General features: G+C 71.8%; 13 protein-coding genes. 7 read left to right on the forward strand and 6 right to left on the reverse strand.

Annotation, left to right across the window (positions count from 1 at the left end; all coding sequences use genetic code 11):
• Window positions 1–82 precede the first annotated feature (82 nt).
• Window positions 83–1,108, reverse strand: coding sequence for a hypothetical protein (locus AB0J67_RS08285; protein ID WP_363477973.1), 1,026 nt, complete (start codon window positions 1,106–1,108; stop codon window positions 83–85).
• Between the two features lie 17 nt (window positions 1,109–1,125).
• Window positions 1,126–2,010 (reverse strand): SURF1 family protein, encoded by an 885-nt coding sequence (locus AB0J67_RS08290; protein ID WP_363477976.1) that lies wholly within the window; start codon window positions 2,008–2,010, stop codon window positions 1,126–1,128.
• Between the two features lie 180 nt (window positions 2,011–2,190).
• On the opposite strand from AB0J67_RS08290, the gene AB0J67_RS08295 reads away from it, so the two are divergent.
• Window positions 2,191–2,790, forward strand: a complete 600-nt coding sequence (locus tag AB0J67_RS08295) for a GNAT family protein (protein ID WP_363477978.1) — start codon at window positions 2,191–2,193, stop codon at window positions 2,788–2,790.
• Window positions 2,791–2,872: 82 nt separating this feature from the next.
• Here the strand turns inward: AB0J67_RS08295 and AB0J67_RS08300 are convergent, their stop codons facing one another.
• Window positions 2,873–5,065, reverse strand: coding sequence for a transglycosylase domain-containing protein (locus AB0J67_RS08300; protein WP_363478136.1), 2,193 nt, complete (start codon window positions 5,063–5,065; stop codon window positions 2,873–2,875).
• Between the two features lie 153 nt (window positions 5,066–5,218).
• Here AB0J67_RS08300 and cobT point away from each other — a divergent pair, with 153 nt between their 5' ends.
• Together cobT and cobA are read left to right on the forward strand one after the other, a co-directional pair.
• Complete coding sequence (gene cobT, locus AB0J67_RS08305) at window positions 5,219–6,298, forward strand: nicotinate-nucleotide--dimethylbenzimidazole phosphoribosyltransferase (protein ID WP_363478139.1); 1,080 nt, start codon at window positions 5,219–5,221, stop codon at window positions 6,296–6,298.
• A complete protein-coding gene (gene cobA, locus AB0J67_RS08310; RefSeq protein ID WP_363477981.1) occupies window positions 6,295–7,488 on the forward strand; it encodes a uroporphyrinogen-III C-methyltransferase in 1,194 nt (397 codons plus the stop codon). Before cobT ends, cobA begins: the two co-directional genes overlap by 4 nt.
• Before the next feature lie 173 nt (window positions 7,489–7,661).
• Here cobA and otsB read toward each other — a convergent pair whose 3' ends face one another.
• Window positions 7,662–10,190, reverse strand: a complete 2,529-nt coding sequence (otsB, locus tag AB0J67_RS08315) for a trehalose-phosphatase (protein WP_363477984.1) — start codon at window positions 10,188–10,190, stop codon at window positions 7,662–7,664.
• Between the two features lie 8 nt (window positions 10,191–10,198).
• Window positions 10,199–11,620, reverse strand: coding sequence for a trehalose-6-phosphate synthase (locus AB0J67_RS08320; RefSeq protein ID WP_363478142.1), 1,422 nt, complete (start codon window positions 11,618–11,620; stop codon window positions 10,199–10,201).
• A gap of 239 nt (window positions 11,621–11,859) precedes the next feature.
• Here AB0J67_RS08320 and ettA point away from each other — a divergent pair, with 239 nt between their 5' ends.
• The 4 genes from ettA (at window position 11,860) to AB0J67_RS08340 (ending at window position 15,395) form a co-directional block, all read left to right on the forward strand.
• Entirely contained in the window at window positions 11,860–13,536 is a 1,677-nt protein-coding gene (ettA, locus tag AB0J67_RS08325) for an energy-dependent translational throttle protein EttA (protein ID WP_363477986.1), read from the forward strand.
• A 101-nt stretch (window positions 13,537–13,637) separates the two neighbouring features.
• Window positions 13,638–14,039: a thioesterase family protein gene (locus AB0J67_RS08330; protein ID WP_363477989.1), complete on the forward strand. Its 402-nt coding sequence runs from the start codon at window positions 13,638–13,640 to the stop codon at window positions 14,037–14,039.
• Window positions 14,024–14,653 (forward strand): hypothetical protein, encoded by a 630-nt coding sequence (locus AB0J67_RS08335; protein ID WP_363477991.1) that lies wholly within the window; start codon window positions 14,024–14,026, stop codon window positions 14,651–14,653. Before AB0J67_RS08330 ends, AB0J67_RS08335 begins: the two co-directional genes overlap by 16 nt.
• 274 nt (window positions 14,654–14,927) lie before the next feature.
• Window positions 14,928–15,395, forward strand: a complete 468-nt coding sequence (locus AB0J67_RS08340) for a YbjN domain-containing protein (protein WP_363477994.1) — start codon at window positions 14,928–14,930, stop codon at window positions 15,393–15,395.
• A 178-nt stretch (window positions 15,396–15,573) separates the two neighbouring features.
• Here AB0J67_RS08340 and AB0J67_RS08345 read toward each other — a convergent pair whose 3' ends face one another.
• On the reverse strand, window positions 15,574–16,851 hold the full coding sequence (locus tag AB0J67_RS08345; protein ID WP_363477997.1) for a PKD domain containing protein: 1,278 nt from the start codon (window positions 16,849–16,851) through the stop codon (window positions 15,574–15,576).
• Window positions 16,852–16,969: the final 118 nt, after the last annotated feature.

The following is a 16,969-nucleotide window of genomic DNA, read 5'->3' on the forward strand; positions in this document are numbered from 1 at the left end:
CGTTGGCCTATCTGGATGACGAATTTGCGATTCGGAGTCATCCAGATAGGCCAACGTCTATGCAAAAGCGGGACGGGAGGGGTCAGAGGGCGGCGAGGGAGCGTACGTAGTTGACCTGGGCGTGGATGTGGGCGACCACGCGCTGGTCGGTGACCGGGATGCGGGTGACGTACTGGCGCCCGCCGTTGCTGATCATCACCTGCACCGTGCCGGAGTAGCGCGTCTCCTTGGCCAGCAGGAAGAACAGGCTCAGGAAGCAGAGCAGGAAGAAGCCGAGCACGGCGCAGACCACGGCCCAGGTGGGGATGCGCTGCTGGGTGTGCCACTGGTCGCTGACCGCCCACTGCGAGCCGCGCAGCGGGATGTCACCGGTGGGCGTGTGGATCGTGGTCGAGGTGACTCGCACGTCGCCGAGCTGCACCAGCACCGGCCCGGGGCCGGCGGGCTGAGCGGGTGGGGCGGGCTGGACCCGTGGCGCCGGGGCGGGGGTGTGCGGCATCTGCAGGCGCGGCGGCGCCGGCTGCGTCACCGGCGCGGGATGCGGTTGCGGCACGACCGGCGGCACCGGGGCGGAGACCACGGGCGGCGCCGAGGCGACCGGTGGAGCCGAAGCCACGGGCGGGGCCGACGGGACCGGCGGCGGGTACGCGACCGGCGGTACGGGTGCCGAGGCCACACGCGGCGCGGGCGCGACCGGCGGAACCGGCGCCGAGACCGCGGCACGCCCGGACACCGCAGGCGGCGCGGAGGCGACGGGCGGGGCCGATGCGACCGGCGGGGCGGAGGCGACCGGCGGCGTGTACGGCACCGTCGGCGACGGATCCGCGGCGACCGTCGGCTCGGACCCGACCGGCGGGTGCGGCGGGGCCGGGGGAGCGGACGCGACCGGAGGCGCGGGCAGGTAGACGACCGGGGTCGTGGGCATCGCGTCGGCGGGCGGGGTGATGCGATGCGTCGGCTCCGCGGGCGGGACGGGCAGCTTGGCCTGGGCCTGGTCGGGCGCCTCGGCGCGGGCGCGGGCGCCGAACGCGGCCAGCGGCTCCGTGGGCAGCGGCAGGGTCGGCGGCAGGTCGCGGTGGTCGGGCTGGTCGGGCTGCTCGTCGGTCACACCCGGCACGATATCGGCTACGCGCCTGCCGGACTCCCGGCAGGAGCGGTCGGCTTCCGGTCGGCGGCGCCGTCCGGACCGGACGGACCGTCGCCCGGCACGCCGTCGCCGTCCGTGCCGTCCGGGTCGGGACCTGCGGCGGCGGAGGCCTGCTCGCGCTCGGCGCGCAGGTCGCGGCGGGCCAGGTACGCCACGCCGACCAGCGCGCCCACCGCGAAGATCCACCACTGGACGGCGTACCCGAGGTTGAGCCAGTCGTTCTCGTGGTCGACGGGGATGGCGGTGAGTCCCTGCGCGCCGGGGGTGTCCTCGTCGGCCAGCACGTACGCGCCGAGCACCGGGTAGGGCAGCCGCTCGGCGATGGCGGGCACGCCGACGCGGCGGGTCTCCCAGTGGCCGTTGCGCTGCTCGACGGCGCCCGCGCCGGACTCGGTCAGGTGCACGCGGCCGACGACGGTGACGGTGCCGCCGGGCGCGGCCGGGAAGTCGGGGGCGACGGTGATGCCGTCGGGGTGGGGCGGCACCCAGCCGCGGTCCACCAGCAGCGCCGAGCCGTCGGCCAGCAGCAGCGGGGTGAGCACCTCGTAGCCGACCTGGCCGTCCACGGTGCGGTTGCGGACCAGGATCTCCTGGCTGCTGTCGTACCGCCCGGTGGCGGTGACGCGGGTCCAGGCCCGGTCCTCGCCGGGCGACGGGGCCGCGCCACGGCCGGGCGGGGCCGCGGCCAGCACGTCGCCGACCGGCACCGGGTCGACCACGGTGCTGGCGTCGATCCGGTCGTTGATCGCGCTGCGCAGCTCGTAGCGGCCCCACTGCCATTGGCCGAGCAGCACCATCACGAAGGAGGCGAGCAGGGCGACGGCGAAGACGGTCAACCAGCGACGGGTCAGGAGGGAGCGCACGCGGGCAGTCTACCCAGGCCCTGAGCTGTGAGTTCTATCACGGACGATCGGTGGAACGGCCACTCGGGCGTCCGGCGGACACAGCGGGTATGGTGCAGCTTCGGACAGCCGCCCCGCGTCCGAGGGTACGGATCGAGCGCCTCGCCGCGGCGGGGTGCCGCGCAACGTCTGGAGTCCCGTATGTCTGGCAATCCCACTTCCGGCTTCGCCGGGCTGGGCAACCTCGCCGTACGCCGCTTTCCGACGCTCACCGTGCAGACGCCGCGGCTGGACGTGCGCCCGCTGACGGCGGCCGACGCCGATCCGGTGACCGAGATCTTCGCCGACAAGCACACGCAGCGCTGGCTGCCGTTCCCGAAGGAGTTCGGGCAGATCGACGGGCGCTCGTGGTGCACCGAGATGGCGGGGGAGCGCCGCGACAGCGGCATGGGCGACCACTACGGCGTCGTGCGGCGCGAGGACCAGCGGCTGGTCGGCTGCCTGTGGACCAAGCGGACCGACTGGGTGGGCCGGGTCACCGAGATCTCGTACGCCGTCTCGGCGGACACGCGCGGGCTGGGCATGGCGCCGGAGGCGGTGGACGCGCTGACCCTGGCACTGGTGCTGGAGCACGGCTTCCAGCGCATCGAGCTGCGGGTCGCGCCGGGCAACACCGCCTCGCGCCGGGTGGCCGAGAAGGCGGGCTTCACCTACGAGGGCCTGCTGCGCAACGCGGGCTACGTGCACAGCGGGCGCGTCGACCTGGAGATCTGGTCGATAGTCGCCGCCGACCTGCGCTGAGCGCGACGCGAGCAACCGAAACCGGGCAGACGACGAAAGGGGCCCCCGCCGGTCGGCGGGGGCCCCTTTCGTGTGGGCCGGATCAGTTCTTCTTTTTCTTCTTCGGGTTCGGCAGGTTCGCCGGCTTCTTGCCGAGGATCTTGTCCGACGGCGGGGTGAACTTCTGGACGTCCTGGCCCTTGAGCGCGTCCTTCAGCGTGTACGCGACGGTCTCGATCGGCTTCCAGGAGTTGTAGTCGCCGGTGGCGTGGAACGGGTTGTCCGGGTCGGCCATGAAGCTCGCCGCGGCCAGCTCCTTGGTGAAGCCCACGAACCAGGCGGCGCGGGTGTCGTCGGTGGTGCCGGTCTTGCCGGCCACCGGCCGGTCGACCATGCCGTACACGCCCGGCGCGGTGGACCAGCCGCCGCACGCGCCCTTGGCGGCGCCGTACCCGGTGACGCAGCGCATCGCGTCGGTGGCGGCGCGGGCCACGTCCTTGCTGACCTCCTGCCGGCAGCGGGGCGTGGCGACGGGCACCTGCTGGCCCTTGACGTCCATCATGGCCGGGCTGCCGTCGGGCTTCATGATCCCGGTGACGGGCAGCGCCTCGCAGAACTTGCCGTCGGCGGCCATGGTGGCGTACGCGTTGGCCATCTCCAGCGGGGTGGTGTCGGCGACGCCGAGGGTGAACGCACCCCAGGTCTTCGACTTGCCGGGCGAGGCCTGCAGCTTGTCGATCTCGGTGCGCCACTTCAGGCCGAGCCGCTCGGCCATCCGCACCGCCTTGTCCGCGCCGACCTTCTGCTCCAGCTGCACGAAGTACGTGTTGACCGACTTGCCGAAGCCGGACCACATGGCGTGGTTGCCGGTCATCGAGCCGCTGGCGTTGCTCGGGCACCAGTGCCCGCCGCCGCAGGAGCCGCGCTCGCCCCAGCCGGCGAAGTACTGCGACTTGTAGCGGTGCGGGGCGTAGAACCAGGTGTTCATCTTCATCCCGGCGTCCAGCGCGGCGACCATCGTGAAGACCTTGAAGGTCGAGCCGGCCTGGTATCCGGGCAGGTTGCCGCCGCCGAGCAGCGGGTTCACCGTGTTCGGGTAGTTGCCCTTGATCTTGCCGTAGCGCTTCGGGTCGGTGTGCGCGCCGTTGTTCGCCTGGTCCAGCGAGTACGTCCGGTTCACCGCCATCGCCTTGACCAGGCCGGTGCCGGGCTGCACCACGACCTCGCCGAGGGCGTACGCGCTGCCGATGGGCTGCCGCTTGGTCACGTGCTCCATCGCGATGTCCTGGATCTTCGGGTCCAGCGACGTGGTGATCCGGTAGCCGCCGCGGCGCAGGTTGTCCTCGCGCTCGCCCGGGTTGGCCCCGAACGCGGGCTGCGACAGCCACCAGTTCTTGAACATGTCGCAGAAGAAGCCCCAGCTGTTGTTCTTCTTCGCCACCGAGATGCAGTCGTTCGGCGGCTCGGTGATCTTCAGCTTGATCGGTTCCAGCTTGGTGGCCGCCGCGACCTCGGGCGTGATGTAGGCGAGCTCCGCCATGCGGTCGATGACGTAGTTGCGCCGCTGGGTGGCCGCGGTCTGGTCGCTGCCCGCGGGGTCGTACGCGCTGGGCGCCTTGACCAGGCCCGCCAGCGTCGCCGACTCGGCCAGCGTGAGGTCCTTGGGCAGCTTCGAGAAGAAGATCTGCGCCGCCGCGAAGACGCCGTATGCCCGGTGGCCGAAGTACGCCACGTTGAGGTAGCGCTCCAGGATCTCGGTCTTGCTGAGCTCCTTCTCCACCTTCATCGCCAGGCGCGCCTCCCGGATCTTGCGGATCGGGGTCTGCTCGGTCGCCGCCATCACCTCGGCCGGGGTCTGCGCGCCGTCGCGCAGCGCCATGCGCACGTACTGCATGGTCAGCGTCGAGGCGCCCTGGGACACCTCGCCCGCGGTGTGGTTGGCCACGAAGGCCCGCGCGATGCCCTTGGCGTCGACGCCGTTGTGCTGGTAGAAGCGCCCGTCCTCGCTGGCCACGATCGCCTTGCGGATGTTCTCCGAGATCTCGTCGATCGGCGCGTACTTGCGGTGCTCCTCGTAGAAGTTCGTGAGGAGCGTCTTGCCGTCCGAGGCGTACACATAGCTGGTCTGCGCCGGGGGCAGGCTCTTGAGCTCCGAGGGCAGGGAGTCGTAGTAATCTGCGCCGGCCTTCAGCCCGAGGCCGCCCACCGCGGCCAGCGGGTACGTGACCGCGGCCACGACGACGCCGGCGAGCAGGCCCGAGCGCAGGATCGGTGCGAGACGGCCAGTGGCAGAAATTGCGTCTTTTAGGCGGCTTAGCGGCTTCACCCTACAAAGGTAGGACAAACTACGCAGACGATGGATTCAAAGCAGTAAAAGACGCGACGTTTTCTCCCCCCGAGTCGGCATCACGACAGCCGACGTGATGAGGTTGGGGGCGTGACCAGTGAGCTGTTGGGACTAACGATCGGGGCGGTCCGGCCGCTCGACGCCGCCGCCATGACGCAGGCCCGGGAACTCCAGGCCAGGCTGACCAAGCCGGCCGGTTCCCTGGGTGAGCTGGAGGAGCTGTCCGTGCGGCTGGCCGGCCTCGCCGCGCTGTGCCCGCCGCCGCTGCTGGAGCCCGCCCACCTGGCGATCTTTGCGGGCGACCACGGGGTGCACGCCCAGGGCGTCACGCCGTGGCCGCAGGAGGTCACCACGCAGATGGTGGCGAACTTCCTGGCCGGCGGCGCGGCGGTCAACGCGCTGGCCCGCCAGACCGGCGTGACGGTGACCGTGGTCGACGTCGGCGTCGCCGCCGACCTGCCCCCCGCCGACGGGCTCGTCTCCGCCAAGGTCCGCGCCGGCACCCGGGACATGACGGTCGAGCCCGCGATGACCCGGGCCGAGGCGCAGGCCGCGCTGGAGGTCGGCGTCTCCACCGCGCACGCGCTGATCGACGGCGGGGCGCGGGTGCTGCTCACCGGGGACATGGGCATCGGCAACACCACCGCCTCCGCCGCGCTGATCTCCGCCTTCACCGGCCGCGACGCCGGCGTGGTCACCGGCTACGGCACCGGCATCGACGCGCCCACCCACCTGCGCAAGGTCGAGGTGATCCGGCGGGCGCTGGCCCTGCACGGCCCGTCCTGGCAGGACGACCCCGCGAGCGACCCGCTGGCGGTGCTGGCCGCGGTCGGCGGGCTGGAGCACGCCGGGCTCACCGGGTTCATCCTCGGCGCGGCCGCCCGCCGCACGCCCGTCATCCTCGACGGCGTGATCGCCGCGGCCGCCGCGCTCACCGCGGTCGCGTTCGCGCCCAGCAGCCGGGACGCGATGATCGCCGGGCACGAGTCGGTCGAGCCGGGCGCTAGCGTGGCGCTGTCGCAGCTCGAACTGAACCCGCTGCTGAGCCTCGGCCTGCGCCTGGGCGAGGGCACCGGCGCGGTGCTGGCCTACCCGGTCGCCGCCGGATCGGTGCGGGTGATGCACGAGATGGCGACGTTCGACAGCGCAGGCGTCTCCTCAAAGGATGAGCACAAGCAGTGAGCGATCTGTATCCGCTGGCCCTGCGGCTGGAAGGCCGGTCGGTGCTGGTTGTCGGCGGTGGCGCCGTCGCCACCCGGCGGGTGCCCGCCCTGCTGGCCGCGGGCGCCGTGGTGCGCCTGGTCTCGCCGGCGCTGACCCCGGCCCTGCGCGGGCTCGCCGACGCGGGCCGGCTCGACTGGGTACGGCGGCCGTTCACCGAGGACGACCTGGACGGCGTCTGGCTGGTCCAGGTCGCCGTGGACGATCCGGACGCCGCCGCGCGGGTCTCGACCGCGGCGGAGCAGCGGCGCATCTTCTGCGTACGCGCCGACGACCGGCACGCGGCCAGCGCCTGGACCCCGGCGGTGGCCCGGCACGGCGCGGTCACCGTGGCCGTGCTCGCCGGCGGTGAGCCGCGCCGGGCGGTCGCCGTGCGCGACCGGATCGCGAGCCTGCTCGCCACCGACGAGGCCACCGTGCCCGACGAGGTCAAGGGCACCGTCGCGCTGGTCGGCGGCGGCCCCGGCGACCCCGAGCTGATCACCGTCAAGGGCCGCCGGCTGCTGGCCGCGGCCGACGTGGTCGTCGCCGACCGGCTCGCGCCCGGCCTGCTGCTCGACGAGCTGCGCGCCGACGTCGAGCTGGTCGACGTGGCGAAGCTGCCGTACGGCCCGGCCGCCCAGCAGGAGGAGATCAACCGCATCCTGGTCGAGCGGGCCAAGGCCGGACTGTTCGTGGTGCGCCTCAAGGGCGGCGACCCGTACGTCTTCGGCCGGGGCGGCGAGGAGGTGCTGGCCTGCGCCGAGGCGGGCGTGCCGGTCACCGTGGTGCCCGGTGTGACCAGCGCCATCTCGGTGCCCGCCGCGGCCGGGGTGCCGGTCACCCACCGCCGGGTCGCACACGAGTTCACCGTGCTCAGCGGGCACATCGGCCCCGAGCACCCCGACTCGCTGGTGGACTGGTCGGCGCTGGCCCGCATGCGCGGCACCCTGGTCATCCTCATGGGCCTGAAGAACCTGCCCGCGATCACGGCCGCCCTGCTGGCCCACGGCCGCGCCGCCGCGACCCCGGCGGCGATCATCCAGGAGGGCACCACCGACCAGCAGCGCTCCGTGCACGGCACCCTCGCCGACCTCCCCGCCCTGGCGAAGTCCTTCGACCCACCCGCCATCGTGGTCATAGGCGACGTCGTCGACGTCCTCGCACCCTGACCCACCCGTCTTCCATGGACGTCGGCCTATCACGTCGAATTCTCGCGCCCCGGAGTCGATGTAGTAGGCCAACGTCCATGCCTGGCGTGGCTCGCCGCCCCGCCCCGCCCTCGACCCGTCCATGAAAAAGCGGGCCCGCCCCGGGGTGGGGCGGGCCCGTGCGGTGCAGCGGGTCAGGCGGCCAGGAGCTGGGCGCACCTGATCAGGCCGAGGTGGCTGTACGCCTGCGGGTGGTTGCCCAGGCCCCGCTCCAGGTCGGGGTCGTACTGCTCGGGCAGCAGCCCGGTCGGCCCGGCCGTGGCCAGCATCTGGTCGAACAGCTCCTGGGCGTCGGCCCGGCGGCCGGTGCGCAGGTACGCCTCGATCAGCCACGCGGTGCAGATGTGGAAGCCGCCCTCCTTGCCGGGCATGCCGTCGTCCCACTTGTACCGGTAGACCACCGGCCCGGACCGCAGCTCGGCCTCGACGGCCAGCACCGTGTCCAGGAAGCGCGGGTCGTCGTCGGCGAGCAGCCCGGACAGGCCGATCCACAGGCTGGAGGCGTCCATCTCCGGGAAGCCGTACGCGACGGTGTACGCCTTGGTGCCCTCGTGCCAGCCCTGGTGCAGGACGTTGTCGGCGATCCGGTCACGCAGCTCGACCCACTCGGGCCGCTCCTCGTTGGTGTGCCGTTCCAGCACCTTGATCGCCCGGTCCACCGTCATCCAGGACATGACCTTGGAGTACACGTGGTGGCGCGGAGGCAGGCGGGCCTCCCAGATGCCGTGGTCGGGCTCGTGCCAGCGCTGGCCGACCGCCTGGACCATGGCCTCCATGACCCGCCACTCCTCATGACGGATCTTGCCGCGCCTGTCGGCGACCGCCATCAGCACGTCCGCCACCGGCCCGAACACGTCGAGCTGCAGCTGCTTGTTGGCGGCGTTGCCGACGCGCACCGGCCGGGAGCCGGCGTAGCCGGGCAGGCTCTCGATCACCGCCTCGGGGCCGAGCTCGTACCCGTCAACGGTGTAGAGCGGGTGCAGGCGCTCCGGGTGCCCGCCGGTGCGGTCCACGACGCCGTCGACCCAGCGCAGGAACGCCTCGGCCTCGGTCAGCGAGCCCAGCTCGACCAGCGCCTTGACCGTCATGGCACCGTCGCGCAGCCAGCAGAACCGGTAGTCCCAGTTGCGGATGCCGCCCAGCGTCTCCGGCAGCGAGGTGGTGGCCGCCGCGATGACGCCGCCGCCCTCGAAGTGGCACAGGCCGCGCAGCGTGAGCGCGCTGCGCAGCACCGTCTCCTTCTCGACCGACGGCAGCTCCAGCGAGTTGGCCCACTCCCGCCAGGACGACTCGGCCTTCTCCAGCCGCTCGCCGACCGTCAGCGCGTTCGGGGTCAGGTTGTGGCTGCGCATGCGCATCTCCAGCAGCGCCTCGCCGTTCATCCTGGACAGGTCGATCACCGCGCGGGCGGTGTCGTGCCCGCCGTCGTCGACGACGTCCCACTCCACGCCGGGGGAGTACAGGCACAGGTGCTCGCTGGTGCCCAGCACCAGCAGCCCGTCGGTGAGCGGCTGCAGCTGCACCGGCACCTGCCCGAACTCGGGTCGCGGGGCGTACTCGACGCGCACCACGGTGTTGCCGGTCAGGCGGCGCATCAGGCTGTCGCCCTCCAGCCAGTCCGTGACGGTCAGCCCGGACCAGCGGGTCTCCACGGTCATCGTGCCGGTGCGGTAGCGCTGGCCCAGCGGGTGCCCGCCGCGCTGCGGCGCGACGGTGAAGTGGCCCGCGGGTGCGCCGCCGAGCAGGTCGGCGAAGATCGCCGCCGAGTCGGGGCGCGGGTGGCACAGCCAGCTGACCCGGGCGTCCGGGCTGATCAGCGCGACGGTGCGCCCGTCGGCGAGCATCGAGTGGCGCTCGATCGGCACCGCCCGCTCGCCGAACAGCCAGTGCCGGCGGGTGTCCAGCAGCAGCGCCAGGATGCGTACGGCCTGCAGCGGGTCGGTGACCCGGTGGCCGGCGGCGGTCTCGCCGGTGCCGACCTTGACGCCGACGTCCTTGCCGGACAGGGTGCGGAAGGCGTTCTCGTCGGTGATGTCGTCGCCCATGAACAGCACGGCGCCGGCCGAGACCTGGCGGCGCAGCTCGTCGATGGCGGTGCCCTTGTTCGAGGCGAGCACCGACAGCTCGACGACCTCCTTGCCCTCGGTGGTGTGCACGTTGGGCCAGGCGGCCGGGCCGCATCGGATGGCGTCGGTCACCGCCGTGGCGACGGCCCGGGAGGCGGTGCGCAGGTGCACCGCCACGCTGGCCGGCTTGTTCTCCAGGCGTACGCCCGGATGCTCGGCGGCGATGCGTTCCAGCTCGGCCTGCAGCCGGCTGCGCAGGTCGACCTGGTCGGGCGCGAGGCGCTGCACGAAGCCGATGTCGAACTCGGAGCCGTGACTGCCGATCAGATGGACCTCGCTGGGCAGGCGGGACAGCGCCGCCAGGTCGCGCAGAGCCCGGCCGGAGACCACCGCGACGGTGGTCTGCGGCAGGGTGGCCAGCGAGCGCAGCGCCGCCACCGCCTCCGGCAGCGGGGCGGCGGCTGACGGGTCCTCCACGATCGGCGCCAGGGTGCCGTCGTAGTCGCACGCCACCAGCAGGTGGGGTACACGGGCCAGCTGCGTCAGCGCGGAGCGCAGGGCGGGGTCGAAGCCGTCGCGATCGAGATCGACGGTCATGCCCAGGGTCATGGTATGGCTCCCAGTTCGGTCAGGAAGTCTGACGCCCAGCGCGCCACGTCGTGGCGGCGCAGGTGCCGCTGCATCACGCTCATCCGGCGCCGGGCCTCGTGCTCGTCGACGGTGACCGCGCGCATGAGTGCGTCCTTGACCGCGTCCAGATCATGTGGATTGCACAGGAACGCCTGGCGCAGCTCCCCCGCCGCGCCCGCGAACTCACTAAGCACAAGCGCGCCCCCATGTTCGAGGCGCGCTGCCACGTACTCCTTGGCCACCAGGTTCATACCGTCCCGCAACGGGGTCACCATCATCACATCGGCCGCGCAGTACAGCGCGGCCAACTCACTGCGACTGTACGACTGGTGCAGGTAATGCACGGCAGGCACGCCGACGCGACCGAAATCCCCGTTGATCCGGCCGACCTCGCGCTCGACCTTGATGCGAAGTGCCTGGTAGTGCTCGACCCGTTCCCGGCTCGGCGTCGCGACCTGCACCATCACCGATTCGGGCACGGAAAGCCTTCCCGCGGCCAGTAGCTCGCGATATGCCTTCAGCCGGTGCTCGATGCCCTTGGTGTAGTCGAGCCGGTCCACGCCCAGAATAACCGTTTTGGGGTCTCCCAGCTCGGCCCGGATCTGCACGGCCCGTTCGCGGACAAGTGGGTTGTCCGCGAGACGCTGCATCTCGCCCACATCGATGGAGATCGGGAACGCATCGGCCTTGACCTGGCGTCCCTCGTATTCGATCACGTTTCCGTGGTACGGGGTGCCGAGCAGGTGGCGGGCCAGCCGGATGAAGTTCTGCGCGGCCAGCCGCTGCTGGAAGCCGACCAGGTCGGCGCCGAGCAGCCCGCGCAGCACCTCAGCTCGCTGCGGCAGCTGCATGAACAGCTCGATGGGCGGGAACGGGATGTGCAGGAAGAAGCCGATCTTGAGGTCGGGGCGCAGCTCGCGCAGCATCGCGGGGACCAGCTGGAGCTGGTAGTCCTGCACCCAGACGGTCGCGCCCTGGGCGGCCACCTCCGCCGCGGCCTCCGCGTAGCGCCGGTTGACCACCCGGTACGCCTCGCGCCAGCGGCGCCGGAAGACCGGCGGCTCGACGTTGTCGTGGTAGAGCGGCCAGATCGTGGCGTTGGACTGGCCCTCGTAGTAGCGCTCGAGGTCCTCCTCGGAGAGCGGCACGGGGCGCAGGTTGATCCCGTCCAGCTCGAACGGCTCCGGAGCCGGCCCGGGCGACCCTGCCCAGCCGATCCAGGTGCCGTGCCGCTCGACGAGCACGGGATGAAGGGCGGTGACCAGCCCGCCGGGGCTGCGCCGCCAGCGGCGGCGTTGGTCGTCTTCGCCGGTCACGCGCCCACCCGGGGTGTCCACGGGGACCTCGTCCACGGGGAGCCGGTTGGCGACGACGACAAAGGGGCTGCGATCGGCCATCGCTGCCTCTCCTCCGATCGGTGGATCGTTGGCCATCCTCTGAGACTACTGAAGTCGTCCGGAAGGAGGATCAACGGCGCGGCTTGCGGTGGCGATACGTGTAGATCATCCCAGCGGAGCGCATTGATCACAACCCGGTCCGTGATGCCCGTCCCGTCCCGCGCCAAACCCCGGGTCGGGGCGTCCCGAGCCACCTGGGAGTATTGACGTGAAGACGTCTGAAGGGGGTTGGCCCGACCGTGGCCCAGTACATCTACACGCTCGAAAAGGCACGCAAGGCGCACGGCGACAAGGTTGTGCTCGACAACGTCACGCTCAGCTTCCTGCCGGGTGCCAAGATCGGTGTGGTCGGCCCGAACGGCGCGGGTAAGTCCAGCCTTCTGCGGATCATGGCCGGCCAGGACATCCCGAGCAACGGCGAGGCCCGGCTCATGCCCGGCTACACCGTGGGCATGGTGGCCCAGGAGCCGCGCCTGGACGAGTCGCTGACGGTGCTGGAGAACATCGAGCTCGCCGTCGCCGACACCAAGCGCAAGCTCGCCCGGTTCAACGAGATCGCCGAGCTGATGGCGACCGACTACTCCGACGCGCTGATGGACGAGATGGGCCGGCTCCAGGAGGAGCTGGACCACGGCGACGCGTGGGACCTCGACTCCAAGCTCGAGCAGGCCATGGACGCGCTGCGCTGCCCGGAGCCCGACCTGCCGGTCGGCCCGCTGTCCGGCGGCGAGAAGCGCCGCGTGGCGCTGTGCAAGGTGCTGCTGGAGCAGCCCGACCTGCTGCTGCTCGACGAGCCCACCAACCACCTGGACGCCGAGAGCGTGCTCTGGCTGGAGCAGCACCTGGCGAAGTACCCGGGCACGGTGATCGCGATCACCCACGACCGGTACTTCCTCGACAACGTGGCGCAGTGGATCCTCGAGCTCGACCGCGGCCGCACCCACCCGTACGAGGGCAACTACTCCACCTACCTGGAGAAGAAGGCGGCGCGTCTGGCGGTCGAGGGCCGCAAGGACGCCAAGATGAAGAAGCGCCTCTCCGAGGAGCTGGAGTGGGTCCGGTCGAACGCCAAGGCGCGCCAGACCAAGTCCCGTGCCCGCCTGGACCGCTACGAGGAGATGGCGGCCGAGGCCGAGAAGACCCGCAAGCTCGACTTCGAGGAGATCCAGATCCCGCCGGGCCCGCGCCTGGGCAACACGGTGATCGAGGTCAAGGACCTCAAGAAGGGCTTCGGCGACCGGGTCCTCATCGACGACCTGTCGTTCTCGCTGCCGCGCAACGGCATCGTCGGCATCATCGGCCCCAACGGCGTGGGCAAGACCACGCTGTTCAAGACCATCGTGGGCATCGAGAAGCCGGACGAGGGCGGCGTCAAGGTCGGCGAGACCGTGTCGCTGTCCTACGTGGACCAGAACCGGGCCGGCCTGGACAGCGGCAAGACCGTGTGGGAGGTCGTCTCCGACGGCCTGGACTACCTGATGGTCGGCAAGGTCGAGATGCCGTCGCGGGCGTACGTCGCCGCGTTCGGCTTCAAGGGCCCGGACCAGCAGAAGCCGGTCAACGTGCTGTCCGGCGGCGAGCGCAACCGCCTCAACCTGGCGCTCACCCTCAAGATCGGCGGCAACGTGCTGCTGCTCGACGAGCCGACCAACGACCTGGACGTGGAGACGCTCTCCAGCCTGGAGAACGCGCTGCTGGAGTTCCCCGGCTGCGCCGTGGTCATCTCCCACGACCGCATGTTCCTCGACCGCGTGGCCACCCACATCCTGGCGTGGGAGGGCACCGACGAGGACGAGTCGAAGTGGTTCTGGTTCGAGGGCAACTTCGAGGCGTACGAGAAGAACAAGATCGAGCGCCTCGGCGTCGAGGCCGCCCGCCCGCACCGCGTCACGCACCGCAAGCTGACGCGCGACTGACCACCTCATGATCAACCGATTTGCCAGGCACCTGGGCGTATCTTGACCGCTCTTTCGCCCAGGTGTCTGGCAGGTCGGACGATCAACGCGAGCGGAGAACGATGAGATTCACCTACCACTGCGCGCTGCGGTGGTCCGATCTTGATGCGTACGGGCACGTCAACAACGCGCGCTTCCTCACCCTCTACGAGGAGGCGCGCGTCGCGATGATGTTCGTGGGCGCGCGCGAGGCCGGGGTGACCTCCTTCGAGGAGGGGATCGTCGTCTCCCGGCACGAGGTGGACTACCTGCGGCCGGTGGACTACGGCGACCCGGTGCGCATCGAGCTCTGGATCACCGACCTGCGGCCGTCCCGGTTCACCGTCTGCTACGAGCTGTTCGACGGTGACCTGCTGGCCAGCCGCGCGCGCTCGGTGCTGGTGCCCTACGACCTGGTCAGGCAGCGGCCGCGCCGGCTCAGCGAGTCGGAGCAGAGTTTCCTGAAGCCATGGCTGTCGACCTGACCGACCGCGCCGACGCGGCGGTGTTCCTGCGCCGGCTGCTGCGGCTCGACCCGGCGACCCTGGTCCGGCTGCGCCCGGCCGGGGCGGGCCGGGTGGCGCTGTGGGCGCCGCTGCCGTGGGGCGTGCTGGTCACCCGCACCGTCGCCGGCACCGTCGACCGCGACCGCGTCGCGGCGGCGTCGGCGCTGCTGGAGGGGTCCACCGAGCCGGCCGTGCGGGACGCCGACTGGCGCGGCGCGCTGCCGCCACAGCGGCAGACCCCGGTGGAGCGGCTGCCCGCCGCGGTGATCAGCGGCGCCGCCGCGGCCGCCGCGCAAGCGCTGCGCGAGGTCACCGCGGAGGGTCTGCACGGGCGTGCGGTGGGGCAGCGGATGCTGCGCGACGCGCTGCTCGACCACGTGGCGGTCAGTGGTGTGTCCGATGTGGACGGTGTACCCTTCGCCGTACCCCAGCGCCTGGTGCAGGCGTTGGTGCAGATGGGGTTCCTCGGCACGGCGGAGGTGACCGTCGTCACCGCAGGTCCGTGGACGGGGCTCGCCGGCTCCTACGGGACAGCCTGGTTCCGGACACCGACTTTGGCCGTACGGCCTATTGTCCCCAGTACGATCAGATGATCGGGCATCGTCTGTTCAGCCTGGGACCTTCGGTAAGGGGATGACGAAAGACGGCTGTCCGGGTAGCCTCCTCGCCGGGGATGGAACTGAGGGTAGGCAAGCAATCTCCCTCAGCATTGATCTGTCGGCTTCAGGCTACGGTCGGACAGGAGCATTGGCGATGGCGTGGTTCTCGTGGCAACGCTTGCGGGTGGGTCAGTCAACAACGGAGACGGCGCGGCAGCGCACCGTGCCGCAACAGCGCAGTCTCTTCGAGGTCCCGGACGATCTGTCCATGATGGACAGTCTGCCGCCGGCACCCACCACGCTCGCCTCGGCTGAGACGCCGCAGGTCAACCTGCGCCGCATCGCCGCCACCCTGGACCTGCTCGACATCCGCTACCTCTCCGACGGCGAGGAGAGCCTGCTGGCGCTCTGGGAGCGGCACGCGCTGCTGTTCGCGGTCGAGGGCCCCGACGACGAGATCCTGGTGATCCGCGCCCGGCCGCACGCCACCGTGCCGCCGGAGCTCGCCGACCTGGCCTACCGCGCCGTCAACGAGTGGAACCACACCCGCCGCTTCGCCAAGGCGTACGTCGGCGACCCGACCGAGCGGGGCCAGCTGCCGATCTACGCCGAGTGGCAGGTGCCGCTGCGGTCCGGCGCGCACGACGCGCTGCTCATGGAGATCCTCGACTGCGCCGCCTCCGTCTCCACCACGTTCGTGGACTGGATGCACAGCGACGGCGGCCTCCTGCTCTGACCGCGCCCGCGCGGCCGGTGACGGGCGCGCGGACGGCGACAGCCGCCTGACCGGGGCTCGTACACCCGGACAGGCGGCTGTCTTCGTGTCGGCCGCCTGAGCGGGCGGCACGGCCGTCTCCGGCGGCGAGGGCGCGGGCGGACGGCGGCACGGTGTCCCGAGGTGGTCGCCAGGCGGCTCACTCCATGCGCGGGAACAGCCCGATGCGGCCGTGGTACTCCCGGCCCAGCTCGTCGGTGTCCGAGCCCACCAGCAGGCCCAGCGGGGTGGGGGCGAAGGCGCGCACGCCCACGCCGCGGCTGCGGGTCGGGTTCCACGGCAGCGCCATCCCGGTGACCGGGTGGATCGCGGCCACCCCGGGGCGCTCCACCGCGCCCGGCCCGGCCGACTCCATGCCGTAGGGGTTGTCCAGCCAGCGCTGGTGCCCGCCCACGTAGACCGCGCCGCCGACGATCTCGACCGCGTACAGCGAGTCGCCGCCGGTGTGGTTGATCCAGGTGGGGCGGACCCGGCCGGTGGCGTACGTCTCGAACCGCGCCGCGGTGTCACACGCGATCTCGACCCCGCTCAACCGGCCCGTGGTCACGATGACCAGGTACTCCCCGTCCGGGGAGAAGTCGACTCCGCGCATGTACGTGTCGAAGCCCTCCCGGCACAGCGGCACGTACGCGTCGGTCCACCAGTTCGCGGCCTTCGGCGGGTTGCCGGTCAGGTCGAACATCGCCGCCTGCACCCGCCGGGCGCCGCCCACCCGGGTGAACGCGCCGATGGCCATCAGCCGGTCGCCGGCCGGGGAGACCGCGATGTCCTCCACCTTGACCCGGCCGATCTCGGGGGCGTCCAGCCGCGCGTCGAACCACGGGTCGACCTCGCCGGTGAACGCGTCCAGCCGGGCCAGGCCCGGCCGGGCCACCTGGTCGATCGCGGTGAACGAGCCGCCGACGTACAGCCAGTCGCCGGAGACCGCCAGGCCGCGCACGTCACCCCAGTTGATCGACGCGTCGAAGCCCTCGACCTGCTCGCCGGTGGCCAGGTCCAGCCGGGCGAGGCCGCGCCGCTCGTCGCCGTTGACCTCCTCGAACGTGCCGCCGACGAAGACGGAGCCGGCCGGCCCCGGAGTCAGCGAGAGCACCACGCCGTCGAGCTCCGGGGCGAAGTCGAGCACCTCGCCCGTGCGCAGGTCGAAGGCGAACAGGTGCTCGCGCTCGTGCTCCTGTTCGAGCACGGCGTCGGCCACCCGGGTGAAGTCGCCGCCGACCACCACGGTGTCGCCGACCACGGCCAGCGCGTGCACCTCGCCGTCCAGGATGTGCGGCGTCCAGTCGGCGGGATCCTCGTCCACCGTGCGGACCGGGCGGGCGCCGAGGTTCTCGGGCTGGGGGCTCTGCGCGGCCCACACCGCGGCCGGCAGTGCCATCGCGGCCAGGGCGGCCAGCGACACAACGCGACGGCGCATCAGGACGTCTCCTCGTAATTCAGGGCATACTTCACCTGCCTTAACGAGGCGACCGAAAAGTAGGGCACCCTCCCGACCGGTCCGGTCAGGAAAGTGCCCCAGGTCACACGGGAGCCGT

Source organism: Catellatospora sp. NPDC049609, assembly GCF_040675365.1.
Classification (GTDB): domain Bacteria; phylum Actinomycetota; class Actinomycetes; order Mycobacteriales; family Micromonosporaceae; genus Catellatospora.